This is a genomic window from Streptomyces sp. TRD_SC_5 (genome assembly GCF_056836825.1).
This window is the reverse complement of record NZ_JBWZZS010000001.1, coordinates 4,171,047-4,193,091: the sequence shown is the minus strand read 5'-3', so window position 1 is coordinate 4,193,091 and position 22,045 is coordinate 4,171,047. Positions and strand designations below refer to the sequence as shown.

Genomic DNA, 22,045 nt, shown 5'->3' with positions numbered 1-22,045 from the left:
CGCCACTCGTCACCCGGACTCCTTCGGTAGGCCGAGCACGCGCTCGGCGATGACCTCGCCGGGTTCCGGGTCCCGTATCTCCAGATCATCAACAACCTGGACCGCCTTCCCGTCGAAGACCACACCGCGCATGCTGCCGCCACTCGTCACCCGGACTCCCTCGGTAGGCCGAGCACGCGCTCGGCGATGATGTTCCGCTGGATTTCGTCGGAGCCGCCGTAGATGGTGTCGGCGCGGCTGAAGAGGAACAGCCGTTGCGCAAGGTCGAGTTCGTACGGCCGATGCTCCTCCCAGTCGTACGGCCCGACTGTCGCGGCGGCGCCCCGCACCTGCACGGCGAGCTCACCGAGCCGCTGGTGCCAGCCGCCCCAGAGGAGCTTGGCGACGCTGGGAGCGCCGGGGTCACCGGAAGAGCCCAATGTCCGCAGCGCGTTGGCACGCATGGCATGCAGCTCGGCCCACAGCCGAACGAGCCGAGCCCGTACGACGGGATCCCCGACGCTCCCACCTCCCACTCCGACGGCCAGCCGCACCACTTCCCGCAACTCCTCCGCGAAGCCGATCTGCTGCACGAGCGTGGACACTCCGCGCTCAACCGCGAGCAGTCCCATGGCGACACGCCAGCCGTTGCCTTCACCGCCGACGACCTCCCGGGCAACGGCCCCGTCGAAGAACACCTCGTTGAACTCGCTGGTCCCGGTCATCTGCCGGATGGGCCGTACGTCGACACGCCCCGGCTGATCCATCGGCACCAGCAGGAACGACAGCCCGTGGTGGCGCCGCGCGCCGGGCTTCGTCTCCTCGGTCCTGGCCAGGACGAAGCACCAGTCGGCGTCCTGGGCGAGGGAGGTCCAGATCTTCTGCCCCGTGACGCGGTACGCGCCCCCGTCCCGTACGCCGACGGTGCGCACCCCGGCCAGGTCGGAGCCGGCGCCGGGCTCGCTGTACCCCTGACACCAGAGCTCCTCGCCGCGCGCGATCGCGGGCAGGAACCTCTGCTTCTGCCCCTCGCTCCCGTACGCGATGAGGGTCGGGGCGAGCAGGTTCTCCCCGATGTGCCCGGCTCTGGCGGGAGCGCGGGCGCGGGCGTACTCCTCGGCCCAGACAACCTGTTGGGTCAGACCGGCCCGCCGGCCGCCGTACGCCCCACCGTCGTCCCACCCGAGGCCGATCCACCCCCCACCACCGAGCTCCCGCTCCCATTCCCTTCCGGCGGCGCCCCCGTGATGCGCGGCGAGCCACGCCCGCGCGTCACCCCTGAACGCGTCGTCGTCGACGCCGAAGGCGAAGTCCACGGTGGGTCTCCTCTCGATTGCGGAAGCGTGCACTGTGCGCCCTGCCGGTCAGGACGGCCCCTGCGACACCTTCACCACCCCAAGCCCCACACCGGCTTCACGAACACGGAACCAGGAGGGAAATGCACCCGCCGGCCCGGGCATCGCACTCCACGGTGCCGGGAGGGGACGTGCCGGGGGCGCCCGCAGGCCCCCGGTCGCGCATACACGGTGCCAGGAGGGGACGTGTCGGGGCGCGCCTCACCCCGCGTCGCACTCCACGGTGCCAGGAGGGGACGTGTCGGGGCGCTCCCCGCAGGGCGTTGAACGCAACCACCCCAACGAAACCCGACGTACCCGAACGTTCGACGCCCGAGGAGACGCCCCGGCGCGGCACCGACCCCAAAGCCACTGCCCCCGCACCCGCACCGCCCGGCCACCCCCGCACCCCCGCCACCCCCGCCAGCGCCCCAACCTCACGCATTCGGCCGCGTCTTCCGCGACGCCGCCTCAGCCATCGCCTCCAGCTGCGCCAGCATCGGCATCGGATCGGTGCCGACCGTCCCCGGCAGGAAGTCCGCGATGCGCTCCGGCGTCCACCGCCCACCCTCCGCGTACCCCGCACGCAGTTCCCTCGGCTGCGCCCAGACCGCGATCTTCGGGCCGGCGACCGTGTAGATCTGCCCGGTGATCCGTTCCTCCCGCGCCCGCTCGCTCAGCAAGTACACGACCAGCGCCGCCACATCCTCCGGCTCGCCGATCTCCTTGAGCTCCATCGGTACGTTCGCGGACATCCGCGTACGGGCCACCGGAGCCACCGCGTTTGCCGTAACCCCGTACTTGTGCAGCCCGAGCGCCGCGCTGCGCACCAGCGAGATGATCCCGCCCTTAGCGGCGCTGTAGTTGGCCTGGGCGACGCTCCCCTGATGGTTGCCGCTGGTGAAACCGATCAGCGTCCCGCCGCCCTGCTTGCGCATCACCGCCGAAGCCGCCCGGAACACCGTGAACGTACCCTTCAAATGAGTAGCGATGACCGGATCCCACTCCTCCTCGGCCATGTTGAAGAGCATCCGCTCGCGCAGGATCCCGGCGACGCACACCACCCCGTCGATACGCCCGTACTGCGCCAGCGCCACATCGACGATCCGCTGCCCGCCCGCCATCGTCGAGATGTCGTCGGCGACTGCCACCGCCTCACCGCCCGCGGCCGCGATCTCCTTCACCACCGCCTCGGCGACCTCGCTCGTAGGCTCGGAGCCCTCCATCGAGACCCCGTAGTCATTGACGACCACCCGCGCCCCCTCGGCCGCGCAGGCCAGCGCCACCGCCCGCCCGATCCCCCGCCCCGCACCCGTCACGGCGACGACCTTGCCTGCCAAGAAGTTCCCCACGACCGGCCCCTTCCACGGTTTCTGACGGACCGTTAGATTTTACGCGCACCCGGTCGCCCGAACACAAGCCCCGAGGAGGCCCCATGTCACTGCCGCCCGAGTTCCACGACATCGCCAAGCGCGTGAACAACTGGGGCCGTTGGGGCACCGACGACGAGATCGGCACCCTCAACCTGATCACCGACGAAGTCGTACGCACCGCCGCCACCACGACCATCCGCACCGGCCGCCGCATACCCCTCGCGCTCCCGCTCCACCAGGACGGCGTCCAGACAGGACTGATCCCCGGCCGCATCAACCCGCTCCACTCCATGGTTCAGATCAACCAGGAGCTCTTCGGCCCCGGAACCGTCGCCACCAGCGACGACGCCGTGACGATGGGGCTCCAGGCGGCCACCCACTGGGACGCCCTCACCCACGTGTCGCACTCGGGGAAGATCTACAACGGCCGCCCGGCCAACACGATCACCGCCCACACCCGCGCCCGCTTCAGCGGCATAGACAAGGCGCGGCACGTCGTCTCGCGCGGGGTACTGCTCGACGTGGCCCGCGCACGCGGAGTGGACCGGCTGGCCGGGGACCACGCGGTGACGCCGGAGGATCTGGAAGCCGCCGAGGGGCTGGCGCGTACGACCGTCCGGGCCGGCGACATCGTTCTCGTACGGACCGGGCAGATCCAGACATACCTGGCGGGCGACAAGCACGCCTACGGCTATCCGTCCCCCGGCCTGTCCATCCGTACGCCCGAGTGGTTCCACGCCCGTGACGTCGCCGCGGTCGCGAACGACACCCTCACCTTCGAGATCTGCCCGCCGGAGACCGAGAACCTGTGGCTGCCCGTGCACGCTCTCGACCTCGTCGAGATGGGCATGCTGCAGGGCCAGAACTGGAACCTGGAGGAACTGTCCACAGCCTGTGCGGAGGAGGGGCGGTACGCCTTCCTGCTCTCCGCGATGCCGGAGCCGTTCGTCGGGGGAACGGGCACCCCGGTCGCCCCCGTGGCAATCCTCTGACACTGCCGGCCGGACCACCCGGACCACCCGGGACCAGCCGAACCACCCGGACCACCCGGACCACCCGGGACCAGCCGAACCACCCGGACCACCCGAACCAACCAGGCCCACCCGGACCGGCCGGACTAACCAGAACCAGCGGGGGACCACCCGGCCAAACCCTGGCCGGGCCATTCTCGAACAGCCGGGTGGCGACGCACTCCCGCACGCCCCGAGCGCGGCACAAGGGCCACCACCCGGCTCCGGCGTACAGGCCCTGCCCCTCGTGTTCCCAAAAGGAGCCGACGCCGAACCGCGACCCGCGTTCGCCAAGGACGGGCCGCGTGAACGCAGCTCGAATCCTCGGCGTCCCCTCGCAGCGAATCGCCTCACCCAAGGGTCATCAGGCCATCACCAGCCGTCAACACCCGACCGGCGATTTGCTCGTTATGCGCTATTTGTGACAGCGCACGACGGCTCATACACAGCCGCCCCGTACGCCCCTGACGCAACCACGGGCGCCCCCCGGTCCACCTCGCACCAGATCCGCTTGCCCGCACCCTCGGACTGCCAGCCCCAGCGGTCCGCGAGGCCGTCGACCAGCTCGAGCCCGCGTCCGTTGGTGTCGTCGCCCTCCGCGTGCCGGGGCTTCGGCGGGCAGGCACTCGCGTCGGCCACCTCGACCCGCACCGTGCCGTCGTCCGCCGCGCCGAAGAGCATCCGCAGTACGGCCGGACAGCCCGTGTGCACCACCGCGTTCGTGACGAGTTCCGAGATGAGCAGGATCAGGGTCTCGGCCAGCGGCTCGTCGACCCTTATCCCGGAGCCGGCGAGCCGCGAGCGGGCCCACCTACGAGCGCGCCCCACCTCGGCGGGGTCGGCCCCGACCTCCAACTGCACCTGAAGCACCTGCACCGCTCACACCATCCGAACCGGCGGACACATCGCCTCGCGTCTCCACAGGGTCACGGAACGTGATTCCCTTATGGGACAGCATGGTTGACGTACAGTCACCGCAACAAGCGCTTCGGGCATATTCCAGCGCGAAGGAGTACGCGTGGTGCATACTGTGCGACGCACGCTGCGGGGAGTCGAACAGGGGCGCGCACGGCGCCTCCGCACGGTGCGAGCGGCGCACATCTCGCGGCCCGGAGTCACCACAGAGGCAACACCGGGACAGCTGCGCATCACAACCACTCGCATCCCACGGAGAGTACCGGAGCGCACCCCCGACTCCGGCCCGTGACGAGTCACGCGAAGGACACAACCCGATATCGACGCACGGTAATCGCTCACCAGTCGCAGGATGGAGTGACCGGCGGATTACCCACGGCCACGGAACGCCACGGAAGGGCACGGCCCGTACGCAACCGGTCACCCGCGACCACCGCACTACCCGCGACACCCTCACTACCCGCGACACCCGCGACCCCTCGCTCACAGCAGCGCCGCCGCCAGCGCCTCCGCCGCGTCCCCCGCCGTCGGCCACCGCTCGGCGCGCACCCACGCGCGCTTGAGATGCAGGTGTACGTCGGCCTCCCACGTGAAGCCCATGCCGCCGTGCACCTGAAGGCAGTCACGTGCGTTACGGACGGCCGCGTCGTCGGCCAGCAGTTTGGCTCCGGCGATCTCCACCGGGTCCCCGGTCACGGCGGCCCCGTACACGGCGCTGCGGGCCACCTCGGTGCGTACCAGCATCTGGGCGCACAGCTGCTTGACAGCCTGGAAGCCTCCGATGGGCTGCCCGAACTGTTCGCGCTCGCGCGCGTATTGGACGGCGGCCTCGGTGGTACGGGCGGCGCTGCCGAGCTGTTCGGCGGCGGTGAGGAGAGCAGCCTCAGAACCGTTCCAGGGAACGCGCCCCGTAACGCCCCCCGCCACGTGCCCGGGAACGTCCCGGAGCACCCGGTGCAGCGGCGTAAGCGGATCCACGGAACGTACGGGCACGGCTCCCGCAGCGTTCCCGAGCACCTCGTCCGCCGCGTCCAGCCACTCCACCAGTTCGCCGTCCACCCGCGTCACCACGGTGTCGCCGGTGGCCGCTCCCGGGACCGTGCAGGCGGCGAGGTGCGTGGCCACCAGAGGGCCGGGCAGCAGCGCGCGGCCCGCCTCCTCGAAGGCGAGTACGGCTTCGGGCAGACCGAGGCCCACTCCGCCGTCCTTCTCGGGAAGCCGCAGCGCGAAGAACCCGGCGTCACCGAGATCCCGCCACAGCGCACGGTCCAAGGCCGCCTCCGGGCCGGTGTCCAGGCCCGAGCCGGGCTTGTCGACCGCCGCCCGCAGCCGCTCGCGTCCGAAGCGGCCCTCGAGAAGTTCCCGTACGCCTGCCTGGAGCGCACGCTGGTCGTCGGTGAGACGGAAGTCCATCAGCGCCCCTTGGGAAGGCCGAGGATGCGCTCGGCGACGATGTTCCGCTGGATCTGCGACGTGCCGGCGGCGATCGTGTACGAGAGCGACGACAGCCGGTCCAGGGTCCAGTCGTGAGACAGGTCCAGGGAACGGGGGCCGAGCACCCGCGCGGCAGCGTCGTACAGCTCCTGGCGGGCGTGCGAGTAGCGCAGCTTGAAGACGGAACCGCCGTTCCCGGGAACGCCTCCTTCGCCTCCCGTGCGCTGCGCTTCACTGACGTTCCACTGGGTGAGCCGCCACAGAGCGGTGAATTCCGCGTTGAGGCGTCCCAGGGTGCGGCGCACTTCCTGGTCGTCCCAACGGCCGTTCCCGCGAGCGGCCGCGGCGAGTGCGCGCAGGGTGCGGCGGCAGGCCACGACCTCACCGACGAAGGCCGTGCCTCGCTCGAAGGACAGGGTGACCATGGTGACGCGCCAGCCGTCGTTCTCGTCCCCCACGCGGTTGGCGACCGGCACGCGCACCTCGTCGAGGAACATCTCCGCGAATTCGGCCGTTCCCGCGAGCGTTCGCAACGGCCTGACCGTCACCCCAGGAGCGTTCATCGGCATGGCGAGCCAGGTGATGCCCCGGTGCTTCGGAACGGACGCGCTCACCGGTTCGGTGCGTACCAGCAGCTCGCACCAGTCGGCGACCTCCGCGTGGGACGTCCAGATCTTCGATCCGGTGACGATGTACTCGTCCCCGTCCCGCACCGCCTTGGTGCGCAGTGAAGCGAGGTCCGAGCCGGCGTCCGGTTCGCTGAAGCCCTGGCACCACACCTCGTCGCCGCGCAGGATCGGCGGCAGCCAGCGCGCGCGCTGTTCCGCGGTCCCCTCGGCGACGACGGTGGGTCCCGCGTGCAGCAGCCCGACGAAGTTCGCGCCCACGTAGGGCGCCCCGGCCAGCTCGGTCTCCTCCAGGAAGATCAAGTGCTGGGTGGGCGTGGCACCGCGCCCGCCCGCGTCGGCGGGCCAGTGCAGCCCCGCGTACCCCGCGTCGTACAGCCTGCGCTGCCACGCCGTGTCGTACGCGCGCCTGGCGGGCCAGTCGAGCGGGTCGGGGCGGGGCGGCAGGCCGGGCAGCGTGGCTGCCAGCCACTCGCGCAGACGCGCCCTGAACGCCTCTTCCTCCTCGGTGTACGTGAGGTCCATCAGCGGACGCTGCGGGCAACGGCGGGGACGCGGCCACGGTCCAGGTCGAGACCGAGCATGCGGATCGCGTTGCCGCGCATCAGCTTGTAGACGGTCTCGTCGTCGAGGCCCTTCACGTGATCGAGCGCGACTTCCTTCGTGTGCGGGAACGTCGAGTCGACGTGCGGATAGTCGGTCTCGAAGGTGGCGTTGTCGCGGCCGACCACGTCCAGGGAAGCGACGCCGTGCTTGTCGCGGAAGAAACAGCAGAACATCTGCCGGTAGTAGTACGTCGAAGGGGGCTCGGGAATCAGGTCCCTCACCCCGCCCCACGCGCGGTGCTCCTCCCACACGTCGTCGGCGCGCTCGAGGGCGTACGGGATCCAGCCCATCTGACCCTCGCTGTAGGCCAGTTTGAGGCGTGGGAACTTCACCAGGACGCCGCTGAAGAGGAAGTCCATCATCGAGGCCATGGCGTTGTTGAAGCTGAGGGCGGCCTGGACGGCGGGCGGGGCGTCCGGGGACGCCGCGGGCATCTGGGACGACGAGCCGATGTGCATGTTCACGACCGTGCCGGTCTCCTCGCAGATCGCGAAGAAGGGGTCCCAGTGGCCCGAGTGGATGGACGGCAGCCCGAGGTGGGTCGGGATCTCGCTGAAGGTGACCGCCCGTACGCCGCGTGCCGCGTTCCGCTTGATCTCGGCGACGGCCAGGCGGATGTCCCACAGCGGGATGATGCACAGTGGGATCAGCCGGCCGCCGCTGTCGCCGCACCACTCCTCCACCATCCAGTCGTTGTACGCGCGCACGCAGGCGAGGGCGACCTCCTTGTCGTGCGCCTCCGCGAAGGTCTGTCCGCAAAACCGCGGGAACGTGGGGAAGCACAGGGAGGCCTCCACATGGTTGAGATCCATGTCGGCGAGCCTCGCCTTGGGGTCCCAGCAGCCTCGCCGCATCTCCGCGCGGGTGATGCCCTCCAAGGTCATGTCGTCGCGGTCGAAGCCGACGGCGGCGATGTTGCGCTTGTACGGGAACTTGAGGTCCTCGTAGATCCACCAGTCGGTGGGCGGCCCGTCCGGGTCCATCGTGATCTGGTACTTGCCCGCCACGTAGGCGAGCTCGCCGATTCCGGCCGTCAGCGGTTTCGGGCCGCGGTCGCGGTACTTCGCCGGAAGCCAGGTCTCGAAGAGGTGCGCCGGCTCGATCACATGGTCGTCGACGCTGACAATCCGAGGCAGTTCCATGGTTGTGTCCTCCGGCGTTAGCGGTCCCGCGTTTCTGATGACCCGTCAGATCTCAGGCTAGCCCCGCACCCCTGGACCGACAAGGCGCAGAGCCCTACGCTCTCCGGATGATCTGACTGTCCGTCAGCTGCGAGGGGACTGCCGTGACCGACACCGCGACCGACACCGCGTACACACTGGGCGCCTCCCGGACGCTCTGGGAGCTTGTCGACCGCCGCGCCGCCCTCACCCCGCAGCGGCCCGCACTGCTCCAGGCCGACCGCGTCCTGACCTTCGGCGAGCTCAGGGACCGCGCCGAGCGTGTCGCGGCCGGCCTGTACGGGCAGGGCGTGCGCCCCGGAAGTGTCGTCGCCTGGCAGCTGCCGACCAGGATCGAGACGGTGCTCCTGTCGGTGGCCCTGGCCAGGCTCGGCGCCGTACAGACACCGGTCATCCCGTTCTACCGGGAGCGCGAAGTGGGATTCGCGCTGCGCGAGTCCAAGGCGGACTTCTTCGCCGTGCCGGGACAGTGGCGCGGTTTTGACCACACAGCGATGGCTCACCGGCTCGGCGCGCGTGGCGTTTTCGAGGCGTACGGGAACGTTCCGGACGGGGACCCGGGAACGCTCCCGGAGCCGCCTTCCGACGGCACCACGGTTCGCTGGATCTACTGGTCCTCCGGGACGACGTCCGATCCCAAGGGCGTCCTGCACACCGACCGTTCCCTGATAGCGGGCGGCTCGTGTCTCGCGCACGCCCTACGGCTGTCCACGCACGACATCGGCTCGGTCGCGTTCCCGTACGCCCACATCGGCGGCCCCGACTACCTGGTGATGCTGCTCCTGTACGGCTTCCCCGCCGTCCTCTTCGAGCACTTCGCCATGCCCGCCGCCCTGGACGAATACCGCAGGCACGGAGTCACGGTCGCGGGCGGATCGACCGCCTTCTACGCGATGTTCCTGGCCGAACAGCGCAAGGACCCCTCCCGCAGCCTCATCCCGACCCTGCGGCTGCTCGCGGGCGGCGGAGCGCCCAAACCGCCGGAGACCTACCACGCCGTCGTACGCGAGATGGGCTGCCAACTGACGCACGGCTACGGCATGACCGAGGTCCCGATGATCACGATGGGCTCCCCGGACGACACACCGGACAACCTGGCCACGACAGAGGGCAGACCCCCCGAGGGGATGGAGATACGCATCACCGCCGAGGACGGCACACCGGTGCCGGCGGGCACCGACGGGGAGGTGCGGCTGCGCGGCGAGGCCGTGTGCCGGGGCTACCTGGAGCCGTCCCAGAACGCGGATGCCTTCGACACGGACGGCTTCCTGATCACCGGGGACGTCGGGCACCTCACCCCCACCGGCCATCTGGTGCTCACCGGACGGCTGAAGGACATCATCATCCGCAAGGGCGAGAACATCTCGGCCAAGGAGATCGAGGACCTCCTGCACCGTCACCCGGGCGTGGGCGACGCCGCCGTGGTGGGGCTGTCCGACCCGGCGCGGGGCGAGCGGGTGTGCGCCGTCGTGGAACAGCCCCCGGGCGCCGCACCGCTGACCCTGGAGGAGGTCGCCGCGTATCTGCGGGCGCAGGGGCTGTCCGTACACAAACTGCCCGAGCAACTGGAGGTTGTGGACGCTCTGCCGCGCAACGAGACGCTGCGCAAGGTCCTCAAGTACAAGCTGCGTGAACGCTATTCACAGGCCTAGGCGGTTTCGTTTGGATCTGTCAGTCGTTGGTCCGGGTGTGCCGTTGACTGATGCGCAGTGGGCGCGGATCGAACCGTTGCTCCCGGACCGGACGCCGAAGCGGGGTGGCCGCTGGCGGGACCACCGTGAGGTGATCGACGCGATCGCCTTCAAGTTCCAGACCGGAACTCAGTGGGTGCACCTGCCGGAGAAGTACGGCAATTGGCGGGGCGTCTACAACCGCCTTCGGATGTGGGCCCTCGATGGCACCTGGGAGCGGGTGTTCACGGCGCTGATGGCCCAAGCCGACGCCGATAATGAGCTTGACTGGGTCGTCTCGGTGGACTCCACAATCGTGCGCGCTCATCAGCACGCCGCTGGGGCCCGCAAAAGGGGGCCCCAGCGGCCGAGCCGCACGACCACGCCATCGGCCGGTCGCGCGGGGGACTTACAACGAAGGTCCATCTTGCTGCCGACGGCCGTTGCCGTCCCCTCGGGTTCGTCCTAACCGGCGGCCAAGCGGGCGACGCACCCACCTTCATGGACGTCATGGCCGGCCTGCGTGTACCGCGTCGCCGCGGACGGCCCCGAACCAGGCCGGACGTAGTCCTGGCCGACAAGGCGTATTCCTCCCGCGCGATCCGCGACCACCTGAGCAAGCGCGGCATCCGTGTGGTGATCCCCGTGCCGGCGGATCAACGTGGTCATCGGCTGCGGCGGGGCAGTCGGGGCGGGAGACCGCCGGCGTTCGACCGCGAGACCTACAAACAGCGCAACACCGTCGAACGGTGCATCAACCGTCTGAAGCAGTGGCGCGGCATCGCCACGCGCTACGAGAAGACCGCGACCATCTACCTGGCCGGACTCCATATCGCCGGCATCTTCCTCTGGTCCGCCTGCTGACTCAGGGAAGCTGTGCAGTGTCAGCTGACGTGGCTCGGTACACCCATTGCCAGACGCTGCTGGCAGCATCACCGCTATGAACGCCATATTTACAACCCCGCCGCGGCCGTTCGACATCACCGCGCTCTTTCCTCAGCTGGCCCCGCTGGCGCGCACGGCGACCCGGCTGCACCCGCGCCCCGGGTCGCCGACCGTGCACGACAGCTCCGTCGGCGGGCCGCTCCTGTGGCCCGCCGACGAGCCGTGGCCGTACTGCGACGAGCCGCACGACAGCGGCGCGGCGCCGGTGGTCCACTCCCCGGATGACGTCCGGCTACTCCGCCACGACCGCGCCGCAGCGGCCGAGCGGCGGCGCCTCGACCCCGAGGCACCCCAGTGGACTCCCGAGGAACGAGCTACCTGGGAGCGGCTCGCGGACCGCCCGTGGTTCGACGGCCCGATCCCCCTCCTCCCCGTCGCCCAGCTCTACGCCCGTGACGTCCCCTTCCCGTGCCCGTCCGACGCGGACCTCCTCCAGGTCCTGTGGTGCCCCTTCGACCACGCGGAACATGCCAGCCCCAAAACCGCACTGTTCTGGCGCTCCTCCGCAACCGTCAAGGACGTCCTCGAGATACCACCCGAGCCGCCCATCGTCCAGCGCGACTGCTACCTCCCTCAGCCGTGCCTGTTCTCACCGGAGCAGGTCACCGAGTACCCCCACCCCTCGGACCTGGACGAGGAACTTCAGGACCAGGTGGACGACATGAGCCGCTGGGAGTCTATCGACCCCGCGCGGTACAACACGTACGCGGACGACCCGGGCGAGCTCTACCTGAACAACCTCTCCACCGCCCCCGGCTGGAAGACCGGCGGCTGGACCCGCTGGAGCCTCACCGACCCCAAGCCCCGCCCCTGCCCCGAGTGCGGCACCGAGCAGGTCCCGCTCCTCACCATCGCCTCCTCGGAATGGGACGGCGGCAGCGAGACCTGGATCGCCGAGGAGGAACCGGCGAACCCGGCCCCGCCTCCCCTGGGCGCCCGGGGCGGCAACTTCACCTTGATCGACATCGTCGGCGGCTACAACCTCCAGCTCCACGTCTGCCCGGTGGACCCGTCCCACCCTCATATCGAGCTGATCCAGTGAGCCCTTGCGGAAGTCCCCCGCCGACGCGCACGCCACAATCGGCACCGCGATCGACTCTCCAGGCAGCAGCCTTGGCCAACCACCAGATGATCCAAACGACGCGCCCTAGGGGCCGTGGCGTGGCACGCTCACCGCTCATCGGCGCTCAGGTTCGGCCGCTCAGGTTCGCGGCTCGTCCGGTCCGGGTGTCGTGTAGTACGCGGCGAAGGCGGCCAGGATCTCGTCCTCGCTGATCAGTCCGTCACCGTCCGCGTCGAGCGCGGCCGCGACGGCCTGCGCCCTGTCCCCCGCCACACCCAGCACGCGCAGGACCCGCCCCGCGGCCTGCGGAGTGACGCCCGTACCGTCGCTGCCGGCCTCGGTCGCGACGGCGATCGCCGCGTGCAGGAACGGGCGGGCGATCTCGGCGAACCGCCGTGGATTGTCCCGCAGTCTCTTCACCGCACCCGTGACGAACTCCTCGCGGCTGACCCGCTGGTCCCCGTCCACGTCGGCGATGCCCGCCATGCCCTGCCAGAAGGCCTCGGCCCCCATGTAGAGCGCCTGCCCCTTGTCGCAACGGGCCGTCGTCCCGAATTCGGCCAGCAGGGCCGCCGCGGCGGCGCTGAAGTCCTCGCGGTCGATGTATCCGTTGCCGTCCTGGTCGAAGCTCGCGAAACGGGCTGCTGTCTTGCGCTCGTACTCTGCGCTGTCCATAGGGGGGAGGGTACGACGTGGGCGGGCGGACCGGGGAATTCCCGCCAGGAACGGCTGCTCAGGCGGAGAGTGCCTGCGCCTCGTCGTCGGCCGCCGTGGCCACGTCGGGGTAGACCTCGAAGAGGCGGCGTACGCCCAGGGCGGCGAGCACCTTGTTCACATGCGAACCGTCGACAGCGCCGCGCGCCGGGAGGATCAGCCGCAGGTCGCCGCCGCAGGAATGCATCAGGCGGCGGGCGGCGATCATGATGCCGACCCCGCTGGAGTCGCAGAAGAGGACCCCGGAGAGATCGAGCACCACGCGGTGGCGGCCCTTCGCGACGGCGTCGTGGACGTGCTGGCGGACCGCCGGTGACGTCACCAGGTCCAGCTCTCCGGAAACGTGCAGTACGGCCCATGCGTTGTGCTCGGCCTCGATCACCTTCAGCGTCACGCGACTGGACCTTTCGTTCTGCTGATGCGGAAGTCGTCCTTCCATGTCGCGGCTGCCCCGCTGCACTCCCATGAAACCCAGTCCCCCGAAGACGCGGTGCGGGAGCGACCGGATCATTATCATCCCGGACCGGGACGCGAACGCACTTACCGTAAAGGTGCATGCGTTGTCAGCGGCTCGCACTACATTCGAAGGAAGTGACGAGGGGCACACGGTGGGCAGGCGCACAGGGTTGGGGGCCGCATGGCGAAGGACGCACCACCCCGCTGGGACCGCAGGATGCAGCAGCGGCTCGCACGGGGCGAGGCGGCGGCGCTGGGCGAGCTGTACGACAGGTTCGCTTCGCTGGTGCACAGCCTGGCCCACCGTGTGCTCGACGACGACACGGCGGCCGACCAGATCACGCGCGAGGTGTTCGGCTATGTCTGGGAGAACCCGGACGCCTACGACCCCAAGCAGGGATCGATGAGGTCCTGGGTGGCCAAGCTCACGCACCGGCAGGCCGTGCACAGGCTGCGACAGACCGGGGCGGCGGCGTTGATGGACGGCGGCGACGGCACCTCGGAGGAGCTGGAGCAGAAGGTCCTCAGGGCGTCGGCCGCCGCCCGCGCGGACTACATCGTGACGTCGATGCCCGCGCCGCTGCGGGCCGCGCTGGAGCTCGCGTACTTCCAGCGCAGGGACTACCGGCAGACGGCGGCCGACCTGGGCGTCACGGAGGACGAGGCGCGCAGGCGGTTGCGGCTCGGGCTGCAGCTGCTGTCCACGGCGAACCCGCGCCATCAGGACGGGCTGTCGTCCCCGCCCGGATACGGACAGCACCGGTGAGCGCGGAACACGGGCCGAGCGGGGGTCCGCACGGTCCCAACGGCCCGCGCGGTCCGAACCGGCCGAGCGGTCCGAACCGGCCGAACGGCCCAAGCGGCCCGAACGGTCCGAGTGGCCCCGAGGGCAACGGCTCGGACGGCAGCGGCGAGCGGGATCGGCCGGAGGGCCGGGCTCCGCGGATACCGTCGCCGAGAACGGCCGCGGACAACCGCGAGGTCCTGGAGCCGGCTCCCCCGCCCCCGCCACCGCCCCTGCCACCGCCACCGCCGCTTCCCTCCCCGGCCCTTTCCCACGGCGTGCTCAAGTCGCTACTGGGCGCCTGGGCCCTGTCCGCGTGCTCCGCCGACGAGACCAAGGCCGTCGAGGACCACCTCACCGAGTGCGCCCCCTGCGCCGAGGAGGCACTGCGCCTGCGGGACGCCGTCGGCCTCCTCCACGCCGAGCGCAGCCTGGACCTCGACCCCCTGCTGCGCAACCGCGTGCTCGACGGCTGCCTGGGCCGCAGGCCCGCGCGCATCCCCGTCCCCGGCTGGGCCACGCCGTACGACGCCGAGACGGCCCGCCTGGACGCCCTGCTGCGGGACATCGGCGACTCGGAGTGGCACGCTCCGGTGCGCCTGAAGTGGTTCGCGGGCGAGCAGGCGACGACCCGCAGGACGACGGTTGCCGGGGTCATCGGCCACCTGATGACCGTCGACGGCCTGGTCGCCAAGGCGCTCGGCCTCGACGATCCGCTGGGCGCGGCCGGGCCCGTATCGCCGTCGGACCGCACCGAGTCGTACTGGCGCGGCTCCCACTTCCCGCCCACCCGCACCGTCCGCGAACCCTGGCGCGAGCAGAGCCACGCCCTGATCCGCACGGTGTCCTTCGCGGGCCGCGGCGTGGCCGAGCTCTCCGTCTCGTACGGCGACTTCGCGCTGCCCCTGCGCGACGCGCTGCTGGACCGGGCGTTCGAGTGCTGGGTGCACGCGGGGGACATCGCGGACGCGGTGGACTATCCGTACGAGCCGCCGGCCGCCGCCCACCTCAACAGCATGATCGACCTGGCCGCGCGGCTGATCCCGGCGAATCTCGCGGCCCGCCGCAGGGCAGGTCTCGCGGCCCCGTCCCAGAGTCTGGTGACCGCGGGCTCGCCCGGCCGCTCGCTCCACCTGGAGATCGAGGGCGCGGGCGGCGGCGACTGGTACATCGCGCTGGACTCCCCGGCGGCGGTCGGCTCGCCCGCCCACCAGGTGGCCCACGTCGCTCTGGACGGTGTCGAGTTCTGCCAGCTGGCTTCGGGTCACGTACCGCCCGAGGACGCGGCGGCGGGCCAGAACGGCGACCGGGAGGCCATCCGCGACGTACTCTTCGCGGCGGCGTCACTGAGCCGCCTCTAGACCCGGCCGTCCCAAAAGCAGAACCGGCCGTCCCAAAAGCAGCCCGCCCTACCCGAAGACCACCGTGCGGCGGCCGTTGAGCAGGACGCGGTGCTCGCTGTGCCACTTCACGGCTCGCGCCAGCGCCTGGCACTCCACGTCGCGGCCGATCGCCACCAGCTGCTCAGGCGTCACGTCGTGGCCCACCCTCTCGACCTCCTGCTCGATGATCGGGCCCTCGTCGAGGTCGGCCGTCACATAGTGCGCAGTCGCTCCGATGAGCTTCACACCGCGCGCGTGCGCCTGGTGGTACGGCTTCGCGCCCTTGAAGCTCGGCAGGAAGGAGTGGTGGATGTTGATGATCCGGCCGCTGAGCTGCTTGCACAGGTCGTCCGAGAGAACCTGCATGTAGCGGGCGAGGACGACCAGCTCGACGTTCTCGGAGCGTACGAGCTCGAGGAGCTGCGCCTCCGCCTCCGCCTTGTTGTCCCGCGTCACCGGGATGTGGTGGAAGGGGATGTCGTACGAGCCGACCAGCTCGGCGAAGTCCGTGTGGTTCGAGACGACCGCCGCGATCTCCACCGGCAGGGCGCCGATCCGCGACCGGAAGAGCAGGTCGTTCAGACAGTGCCCGAATTTGCTGACCATGAGAACGATCCGCATCCGTTCCTCGGAACGGTGGATCCGCCAGTCCATCCGGAAGGAGTCACCGATCGCGGCGAAGCTGGCCCGCAGCTTCTCCACGGTCACCGGAGCCTCCGCCGAGAAGTGCACCCGCATGAAGAACAGGCCCGTGTCGTGGTCGCCGAACTGCTGGCTGTCCTCGATGTTGCACCCGGTCATGAACAGGTAGCTCGACACAGCGTGCACGATGCCCTGCTTGTCCGGGCACGAGAGAGTGAGGACGTACTGGTCCGAGGAAGGCCGGTCTGACGAGAGGGCGGGCTGCGGGTCGCTCATGCCCCCGAGGATTCCATATCCGGCGGGGGTCAGGCCGACCCGGTCAGGATGCGGATGACCTCGAGCGTGCGCGGCGCGGTGTCCGCGTCCTCCCCGTCGTTCGCCGCCAGCCGTACGTGCGCCTCGCGTGCCGCCCGTACCGCCTCCGGCCAGGCATGGTGCTCGAGGTACGCGGACACGGGCGCGTCCGCGCCCACCTGATGCATGATCTTCAGCACGCGCAGGACGGCGACGTCGACGAGCGACGCCTCCTGGGAGTCCCGGAAGATCGTGCCGACGTACTTCTCGGCCGACCAGTTGTCCAGCCAGGTGTCCTCCACCAGCCGGTACACGGCGTCTGTCACGTCTCCGTAGCCCTCCACACCGGCCAGCCAGCACTCCTGCTGGAAGGCGGGATCGGAGAGCATGTGCAGCGCCGATCGCACGTTCGTGCGCCAGCGCCACCATGGCATGTCATTGAGCGGCATGCCGCCCATGGTGGGGGAGCGACGGCCGCGACGGGAAGAGTTCACCGAACCTTGCACGGTTGCAGATCGTACGTTCCCTGACAGCACGGGCGTACGGCCCCCCGTAATTCACCTCGATGTCACCGCGCGTTGAGACATGCTCACTCCGCCGTTACCCATGGGGCGGAAACGTGCATGCACATGACCGGACGGCGAAGCCTCTTCTCCACCCGCCCATTCCTCTCGAAGGCCGCGACGTTGCTCGCCGCGGGCACGGCAACGGCGGTCGGGGCGTCGCTGCTGACCGGCTGCGGGATGCTCCCTGGAGCCACGGGGGGCTCCAGGGAGCCCGTAACCGTCATGACGTGGGCCCCGGTAGGCACCTCGGCCACGAACATGCCGGGCATGCCCGCCATGGCGGAGGCCTACGCCCGCTGGGTGAACGCGAACGGCGGCCTCGCGGGCCACGAACTCAAGGTCGTCACCTGCAACGAGCGCAACAGCACCGTCGGCGCGGCCAAGTGCGCCAAGCAGGCCGTACGGGAGGACGCCATCGCGGTCGTCGGCTCGTACAGCCAGCACGGCCGGGCCTTCATGGCGCCTCTGGAGGTCGCCGGCATTCCGTTCCTCGGCGGCTACGGCGCCTCCGACGAGGAGTTCGCCAGCCCGCTCTCGTACCCCGTCAACGGCGGTCAGGCGGCCCTCCTCGCGGGCAACGGCAGGCAGCTCTCCCGCGACTGCGACCGCGTGTCCCTGGTACGCCCCGACACCGTCGCCGGTGATGGCCTGCCGACGCTCCTCGGTTCCGGCCTCGCGGAGGGCGACCGTAAGCCTCCCACCGACATCCTGGCGGCGGAGGACGCGAACAACTACACCGCGCCGGCACGACAGGCACTCACCAGTGCCGGCGCTTTCGACGCGTACGGGAACGGAAGGGGCTGCGTCACGGCGGTGCTCGGCGACCGTACGGAGACCTTCTTCGACTCGTTCCGGAGACTGGAGGCCGATGCTTCCAGGGAGGTGGGGATCGCGTCGGTCCTCGGAAGCGTCGGACAGCCGCTCCTCGACCGTACGGGCGGCAAGGACGGGCCCTTCGAGGGGGCGTTCGTCACGGGCTGGTACCCGGTGGCGAGCGACGCGCGCTGGAACCCGATGCGCGAGGTCATCCGGGAACACGCCTTCGCGGACAACCGGATCGATCCGGCCGATCCCGGGGTGCAGACCACGTGGATCGCGTACACGGTGCTCAAGTCGGTCCTGGAGTCGTTCGCGGAGGGCGGCGGGGACCGCGACAAGGACAGCGTTGCGGCGTCCGACGTGATCGGGGAGCTCAACCGGGTCAAGGCCGTCGAGACGGGCGGCCTCACACCCACCCTCAGCTGGCGCCTGGAGCACATGCTGGCGGCGCGGGACTTTCCGCGCATCGTCAACAGGCAGGTGACGTTCCAAGTGGTGCGGCGGGGGCGGCTGGTGTCCGTGAAGAAGGGCTTCGTCGACGTGGGCGACACGCTGGTGAAGGCGCCTTCAGCGGGCTGACCGACTGATCCACAGGGGCGCCCGCTCGGGCGCCCCTGTCTGCTGTCCCTTGTCCCCTGGCCGCTGTCCCCAGGGCCGCTGCCGTCAGAGCTGCGTGGCGTCGCGCTCGGTCAGTCCGTACCGCTTCGCGATCTCGTTCCACATGCCGACGGCTTCCTTCTTCGCCTGTGACGCCTTGCCGCTCTCGCGGTTGCCCGCCTGCTGCTGCGGCGTCGACCGCGCCTGGCCCTTCTTGCAGCCCTTCTTGCCCGCGACCTGGTCGGCCCAGGCGGCGTAGTGGTCGTCGGCCGCGGCAGACGCCTTCCACGCGGTGGTGAGGGAGGCGGACAGCTCCGTGTGGTTCGGCAGCTTGTCCACGGTCAGGCCCTGGAGACGGGTCACCAGATCGTTGCGCTGCTTGGCGGCGGCACGCAGGTCGCTCGCCGCCTTCGGCAGGTTCTTGCAGCTTCCGATGGACTTGACCGCGCTGATCACCGACGCGCGGCTGTCGTTGCTGTCGGCGAGCAGCTCGTCGAGCGACTCCGCCTGCGGCTTCGCGGGATCCGGGGCGGCCTTCGGAGAGGCGTCGCCCGCCTTCGAACTCGCCGCGGCGACCGGCTTCTTGTCCTCGGGCTTCTCTTCGTCGCCACCGCTGAGCAGCGCGCCCGCCCCGAGGCCGAGTACGGAGCAGCCGACGACGACGGCGGCGATCAGCACCAAGGGCGAATTGCGCCGGCGCGGGGCGGCCGCCCCGGAAGCCGCGGGCGCCATGGGGGCAGCGGGCCCGGCCGGCCCGGGCTGTGCGGCGTTACGGCGTGCGGCGCGGCCCTGGGGCGCGGCTGCGAACTGCGGCTGCTGGTACGGCGGCTGCTGCTGGTACGGGGGCTGCGCGTTGAGCGGCGGCATCTGCTGCGTGGCATCCGCCACCGGCGGGGCCGCGTCGGTCCGGAAGAGGTTGTCGAACTCCGCGGGCGGCTGCCGGTCCTCGGGGGGACCGGGCCGGATGCCGAAGGGGGCGCCGGAGGGCGCCTCAGGCACGCCCTGCCCGTTCGGGACGGGCGGGAGGTACTGCGTGGAGTCCGCGTCGCCCGCCGGGGCAGCAGGGGCGTTCTGGTACCGGCCGAGGAACTGCGTGGAATCCGCCGGGTTTTCGGGCGGCAGGGCGCCGGGCCCGGCCGGCGGCACGTACGGGATGTACTGCGTGGCGTCCGCGTCGGCCGCCGCCGGGGCTCCGGCCGGGGCCGCCTCCGCGGGCAGGGGCAACGGCTGCGCCTGGGCGCCGTACTGCTGCTGTCCGGGCTGCGACTGTCCAGGCTGCTGCGGCGCGGGCTGAGAGCCGTACTGCTGCGGCGGCTGAGGCTGCTGCGGTACGGGCGGCTGCGCGCCGTACTGCTGGGCCTGCGACGGCTGCGGGGCACCGTACTGCTGCTGCGCCCCCGGCTGGGGCTGCGGCGGCGGCAGAGCGCCGGGCGGCTGCGGCAGGGGCGATCCGGGCTGCGGGGGGCCGTACTGCTGCTGAGACTGCTGAGACGGAGGCTGGGGCGCGCCGTACTGCTGCTGCGGTGCCGGCTGCTGGGCGCCGTACTGCTGCGTCTCGTGCTGCGGCTGCTGCGGGGCGTCGTACTGCTGCTGCTGCGGCTGCCCGGCAGCGGGCTGCTGCGGCCCCCACGGCTGTCCCCACGGCTGTCCACCCGCCGGAGCCACGTGCTCCTCGGGCGCCCCGGGTATCCAGGGACCGCTGCCGTCCGCGGGCAGCACGACACCTTCGTGCGCGGGCGGCCGCGCGGCGGGAAGCCGCGACTCGTCACCCTGTCCGCTCTGCGTCACCGGGACTCCTACGTGTGGACGTATGTGTGGACCTACGGAACCATCGGTTCACGCTACCGGGTGACAACACGCCTCTGCCACGCACCCACGGTCCCCACACATACCTCCGGGGGCCCCGCCCCGGGGCCCTGTAACAAGAAGCGCCCCCAAGGCGCTGTTAAGGGCCGGCGCCAAGGGCCGGCCCGTACGTCCCCCTACGCCGCCTGGATCTCCAGCCGCGCTCCGAACTCCCGTACCGCGGGTTCGTCGCGGAACGGCTCCAGGCGCTGCTGGAAGTCCTCCAGATACTCCGCTCCCCGGTTCGACCGCAAAGTGCCCAGCAGTTCCACCGCGCGCGTGCCCGTGTGGCAGGCCTGCTCGATCTCGCGCTGCTGGATCTGTGCCGTGGCCAGTACGACGAGCCCGATCGCGCGGCGCCGCGCCCGCCCGGCCGCGTGACCGTCCAGCGCGTCCTGGGCGCGCCGGGCCGCCGCCTGCCCCTGCCCCAGGTCGCGGTGGCAGTGCGCGAGCTCGTCGGAGAGGTACGCGTGATCGAAGTGTGCGATCCACACGGGATCGTCGCCCGAGTCTTCCCCGGTACGCTCCAGCGCGCCCAGCGCCTTGCCCGCCATCTGGTTGCACGCGCGCGTGTCGCCCATCAGCGCGTGCCCGCGCGCCTCCGCCGCGCAGAACAACGCCTCCGCGCGGGGCGTCACCTGGCCTCTCGTCCCCTCCTGGGCGGCCCGCGCCAGCTGCGCGATCTCGCGCGGGTTCCCGAGCTGGGCGGCGAGGTGGCTCATCGACGCGGCCAGGACGTACCCGCCGTAGCCTCGGTCGCCGGCCGCCTGGGCGAGCCGCAGCGCCTGGATGTAGTAGCGCTGGGCGAGCCCCGGCTGGCCCGTGTCCACGGCCATGTAGCCGGCCAGTTCCGTCAGCCTCGCCACCGCCGCGAAGAGGTCCCTTCCGACCGATTCGCGGTACGAGCCGGACAGCAGCCCGGACACGACGCTGTTGAGATAGTGGACGACGATCGGCCTGACGTGCCCGCTGCCGTAGCGGTGGTCGAGTTCCACGAGGGCGTCCGTCGTCGCCCGTACCGCCTCCACGTCCGACGCGCCGACCCGCCCGCCGCCGGCGGTCCTGGCGACCTGTTGGTCCGCTCCCGTGATCAGCCAGTCGCGGCTCGGCTCGACGAGCGCCGAAGCGGCGACCGTCGAACCCGACAGGAAGTCGCGCCGCCCCACGTCGCTGCGCCACAGCTCGCAGACCTGCTCGATCGCGCCGAGCACGGTCGGCGAGAACTGCAGACCGATCCCGGAAGCCAGGTTCTTGCCGTTGGCCATGCCGATCTCGTCGATCGTGACCGTACGGCCGAGTTTGCGCCCGATCGCTTCCGCGATGATTCCGGGTGCCCGCCCGCGCGGCTGCTGTCCGCGCAGCCAGCGGGCCACCGATGTCTTGTCGTACCGCAGGTCGAGGCCGTGTTCGGCGCCGCACATGTTGACGCGACGGGCGAGCCCGGCGTTGGAGCACCCGGCTTCCTGAATGAGCGCCTGCAACCGTTCGTTCGGCTGGCGAGCGACGAGAGGCCTGGCTGCCATTGACTACCCCCTGGTGCCGCAGTGGTCCGTGATTCGTGGTCCGTACGTCGTGAACTGATCACGCCGGTCACGCTGATCACTGCCCGGCAGATATGCAGAGAATGCGGAACATGCCGGAAGAGACGGTATTGACGGCCTTTTGACCGTCATTCCCGGGCTTCCACACCTGTGGCTACCCGCCCGTCGCCGCACGGCCCCATGCGCGCCCCCGCCCATGCACCGATGCGCCCCGTGTGCAGGATCGATGTTCCTCCGCAAGCCGACCCCACGCCCGTAACCCAAGGTGA

General features: G+C 70.7%; 20 protein-coding genes. 7 read left to right on the top strand and 13 right to left on the bottom strand.

Annotation, left to right across the window (positions count from 1 at the left end):
• Positions 1–9: 9 nt before the first annotated feature.
• The 3 genes from AC1P0E_RS19520 to AC1P0E_RS19510 form a co-directional block, all read right to left on the bottom strand.
• A complete protein-coding gene (locus tag AC1P0E_RS19520; RefSeq protein WP_482745983.1) occupies positions 10–150 on the bottom strand; it encodes a hypothetical protein in 141 nt (46 codons plus the stop codon).
• Positions 147–1,295 carry an acyl-CoA dehydrogenase family protein gene (locus AC1P0E_RS19515; RefSeq protein ID WP_482743434.1) on the bottom strand — a complete coding sequence of 383 codons (1,149 nt, stop codon included), beginning with the start codon at positions 1,293–1,295 and terminating at the stop codon, positions 147–149. Before AC1P0E_RS19515 ends, AC1P0E_RS19520 begins: the two co-directional genes overlap by 4 nt.
• 455 nt (positions 1,296–1,750) lie before the next feature.
• A complete protein-coding gene (locus AC1P0E_RS19510; RefSeq protein ID WP_482743433.1) occupies positions 1,751–2,665 on the bottom strand; it encodes an SDR family oxidoreductase in 915 nt (304 codons plus the stop codon).
• A gap of 83 nt (positions 2,666–2,748) precedes the next feature.
• Here AC1P0E_RS19510 and AC1P0E_RS19505 point away from each other — a divergent pair, with 83 nt between their 5' ends.
• Positions 2,749–3,678 (top strand): cyclase family protein, encoded by a 930-nt coding sequence (locus tag AC1P0E_RS19505; protein WP_482743432.1) that lies wholly within the window; start codon positions 2,749–2,751, stop codon positions 3,676–3,678.
• 426 nt (positions 3,679–4,104) lie between these two features.
• Here AC1P0E_RS19505 and AC1P0E_RS19500 read toward each other — a convergent pair whose 3' ends face one another.
• The 4 genes from AC1P0E_RS19500 to AC1P0E_RS19485 all read right to left on the bottom strand — a co-directional run bounded on the left by AC1P0E_RS19500 (position 4,105) and on the right by AC1P0E_RS19485 (position 8,419).
• A complete protein-coding gene (locus AC1P0E_RS19500) occupies positions 4,105–4,572 on the bottom strand; it encodes an ATP-binding protein (protein WP_482743431.1) in 468 nt (155 codons plus the stop codon).
• A 522-nt stretch (positions 4,573–5,094) separates the two neighbouring features.
• Positions 5,095–6,024, bottom strand: a complete 930-nt coding sequence (locus AC1P0E_RS19495; protein ID WP_482743430.1) for an acyl-CoA dehydrogenase family protein — start codon at positions 6,022–6,024, stop codon at positions 5,095–5,097.
• The gene (locus AC1P0E_RS19490; RefSeq protein WP_482743429.1) at positions 6,024–7,196 is read right to left on the bottom strand and encodes an acyl-CoA dehydrogenase family protein; all 1,173 of its coding nucleotides are present in this window, start codon (positions 7,194–7,196) and stop codon (positions 6,024–6,026) included. The genes AC1P0E_RS19495 and AC1P0E_RS19490 overlap by 1 nt, the downstream gene beginning before the upstream one ends.
• Complete coding sequence (locus AC1P0E_RS19485; RefSeq protein WP_482743428.1) at positions 7,196–8,419, bottom strand: amidohydrolase family protein; 1,224 nt, start codon at positions 8,417–8,419, stop codon at positions 7,196–7,198. Before AC1P0E_RS19485 ends, AC1P0E_RS19490 begins: the two co-directional genes overlap by 1 nt.
• A 143-nt stretch (positions 8,420–8,562) precedes the next feature.
• Between AC1P0E_RS19485 and AC1P0E_RS19480 the strand changes: the two genes are divergently transcribed.
• From AC1P0E_RS19480 to AC1P0E_RS19470, 3 genes are all read left to right on the top strand, one after another.
• Positions 8,563–10,110 carry a class I adenylate-forming enzyme family protein gene (locus tag AC1P0E_RS19480; protein ID WP_482743427.1) on the top strand — a complete coding sequence of 516 codons (1,548 nt, stop codon included), beginning with the start codon at positions 8,563–8,565 and terminating at the stop codon, positions 10,108–10,110.
• Positions 10,111–10,126: 16 nt separating this feature from the next.
• Positions 10,127–10,992 (top strand): IS5 family transposase gene (locus AC1P0E_RS19475; protein WP_482745816.1). Its coding sequence is split into 2 segments (ribosomal slippage): positions 10,127–10,504 and positions 10,507–10,992, totalling 864 coding nucleotides; the frame shifts between segments, so codons are not numbered across the junction.
• A gap of 76 nt (positions 10,993–11,068) precedes the next feature.
• Positions 11,069–12,115: a hypothetical protein gene (locus tag AC1P0E_RS19470; RefSeq protein ID WP_482743426.1), complete on the top strand. Its 1,047-nt coding sequence runs from the start codon at positions 11,069–11,071 to the stop codon at positions 12,113–12,115.
• Positions 12,116–12,274: 159 nt separating this feature from the next.
• Here AC1P0E_RS19470 and AC1P0E_RS19465 read toward each other — a convergent pair whose 3' ends face one another.
• Together AC1P0E_RS19465 and AC1P0E_RS19460 are read right to left on the bottom strand one after the other, a co-directional pair.
• A complete protein-coding gene (locus AC1P0E_RS19465; RefSeq protein ID WP_482743425.1) occupies positions 12,275–12,811 on the bottom strand; it encodes an EF-hand domain-containing protein in 537 nt (178 codons plus the stop codon).
• A gap of 58 nt (positions 12,812–12,869) precedes the next feature.
• Entirely contained in the window at positions 12,870–13,244 is a 375-nt protein-coding gene (locus AC1P0E_RS19460; RefSeq protein WP_482743424.1) for an STAS domain-containing protein, read from the bottom strand.
• Between the two features lie 243 nt (positions 13,245–13,487).
• On the opposite strand from AC1P0E_RS19460, the gene AC1P0E_RS19455 reads away from it, so the two are divergent.
• Positions 13,488–14,072: a sigma-70 family RNA polymerase sigma factor gene (locus tag AC1P0E_RS19455; protein WP_482743423.1), complete on the top strand. Its 585-nt coding sequence runs from the start codon at positions 13,488–13,490 to the stop codon at positions 14,070–14,072.
• 179 nt (positions 14,073–14,251) lie between these two features.
• Positions 14,252–15,451: a zf-HC2 domain-containing protein gene (locus tag AC1P0E_RS19450; RefSeq protein ID WP_482745815.1), complete on the top strand. Its 1,200-nt coding sequence runs from the start codon at positions 14,252–14,254 to the stop codon at positions 15,449–15,451.
• A gap of 48 nt (positions 15,452–15,499) precedes the next feature.
• Here AC1P0E_RS19450 and purU read toward each other — a convergent pair whose 3' ends face one another.
• Both purU and AC1P0E_RS19440 read right to left on the bottom strand, forming a co-directional pair.
• Positions 15,500–16,390 carry a formyltetrahydrofolate deformylase gene (purU, locus tag AC1P0E_RS19445; protein WP_482743422.1) on the bottom strand — a complete coding sequence of 297 codons (891 nt, stop codon included), beginning with the start codon at positions 16,388–16,390 and terminating at the stop codon, positions 15,500–15,502.
• A gap of 29 nt (positions 16,391–16,419) precedes the next feature.
• Positions 16,420–16,866 (bottom strand): SCO4402 family protein, encoded by a 447-nt coding sequence (locus tag AC1P0E_RS19440; RefSeq protein WP_482745814.1) that lies wholly within the window; start codon positions 16,864–16,866, stop codon positions 16,420–16,422.
• 171 nt (positions 16,867–17,037) lie between these two features.
• On the opposite strand from AC1P0E_RS19440, the gene AC1P0E_RS19435 reads away from it, so the two are divergent.
• Positions 17,038–18,372: an ABC transporter substrate-binding protein gene (locus AC1P0E_RS19435; RefSeq protein WP_482743421.1), complete on the top strand. Its 1,335-nt coding sequence runs from the start codon at positions 17,038–17,040 to the stop codon at positions 18,370–18,372.
• Positions 18,373–18,456: 84 nt separating this feature from the next.
• On the opposite strand, the gene AC1P0E_RS19430 is transcribed toward AC1P0E_RS19435, so the two are convergent.
• A complete protein-coding gene (locus tag AC1P0E_RS19430) occupies positions 18,457–20,178 on the bottom strand; it encodes a hypothetical protein (RefSeq protein ID WP_482743420.1) in 1,722 nt (573 codons plus the stop codon).
• Positions 20,179–20,372: 194 nt separating this feature from the next.
• Entirely contained in the window at positions 20,373–21,758 is a 1,386-nt protein-coding gene (locus AC1P0E_RS19425) for an NsdA family TPR-like regulatory protein (RefSeq protein ID WP_482743419.1), read from the bottom strand.
• Between the last annotated feature and the right edge of the window lie 287 nt (positions 21,759–22,045).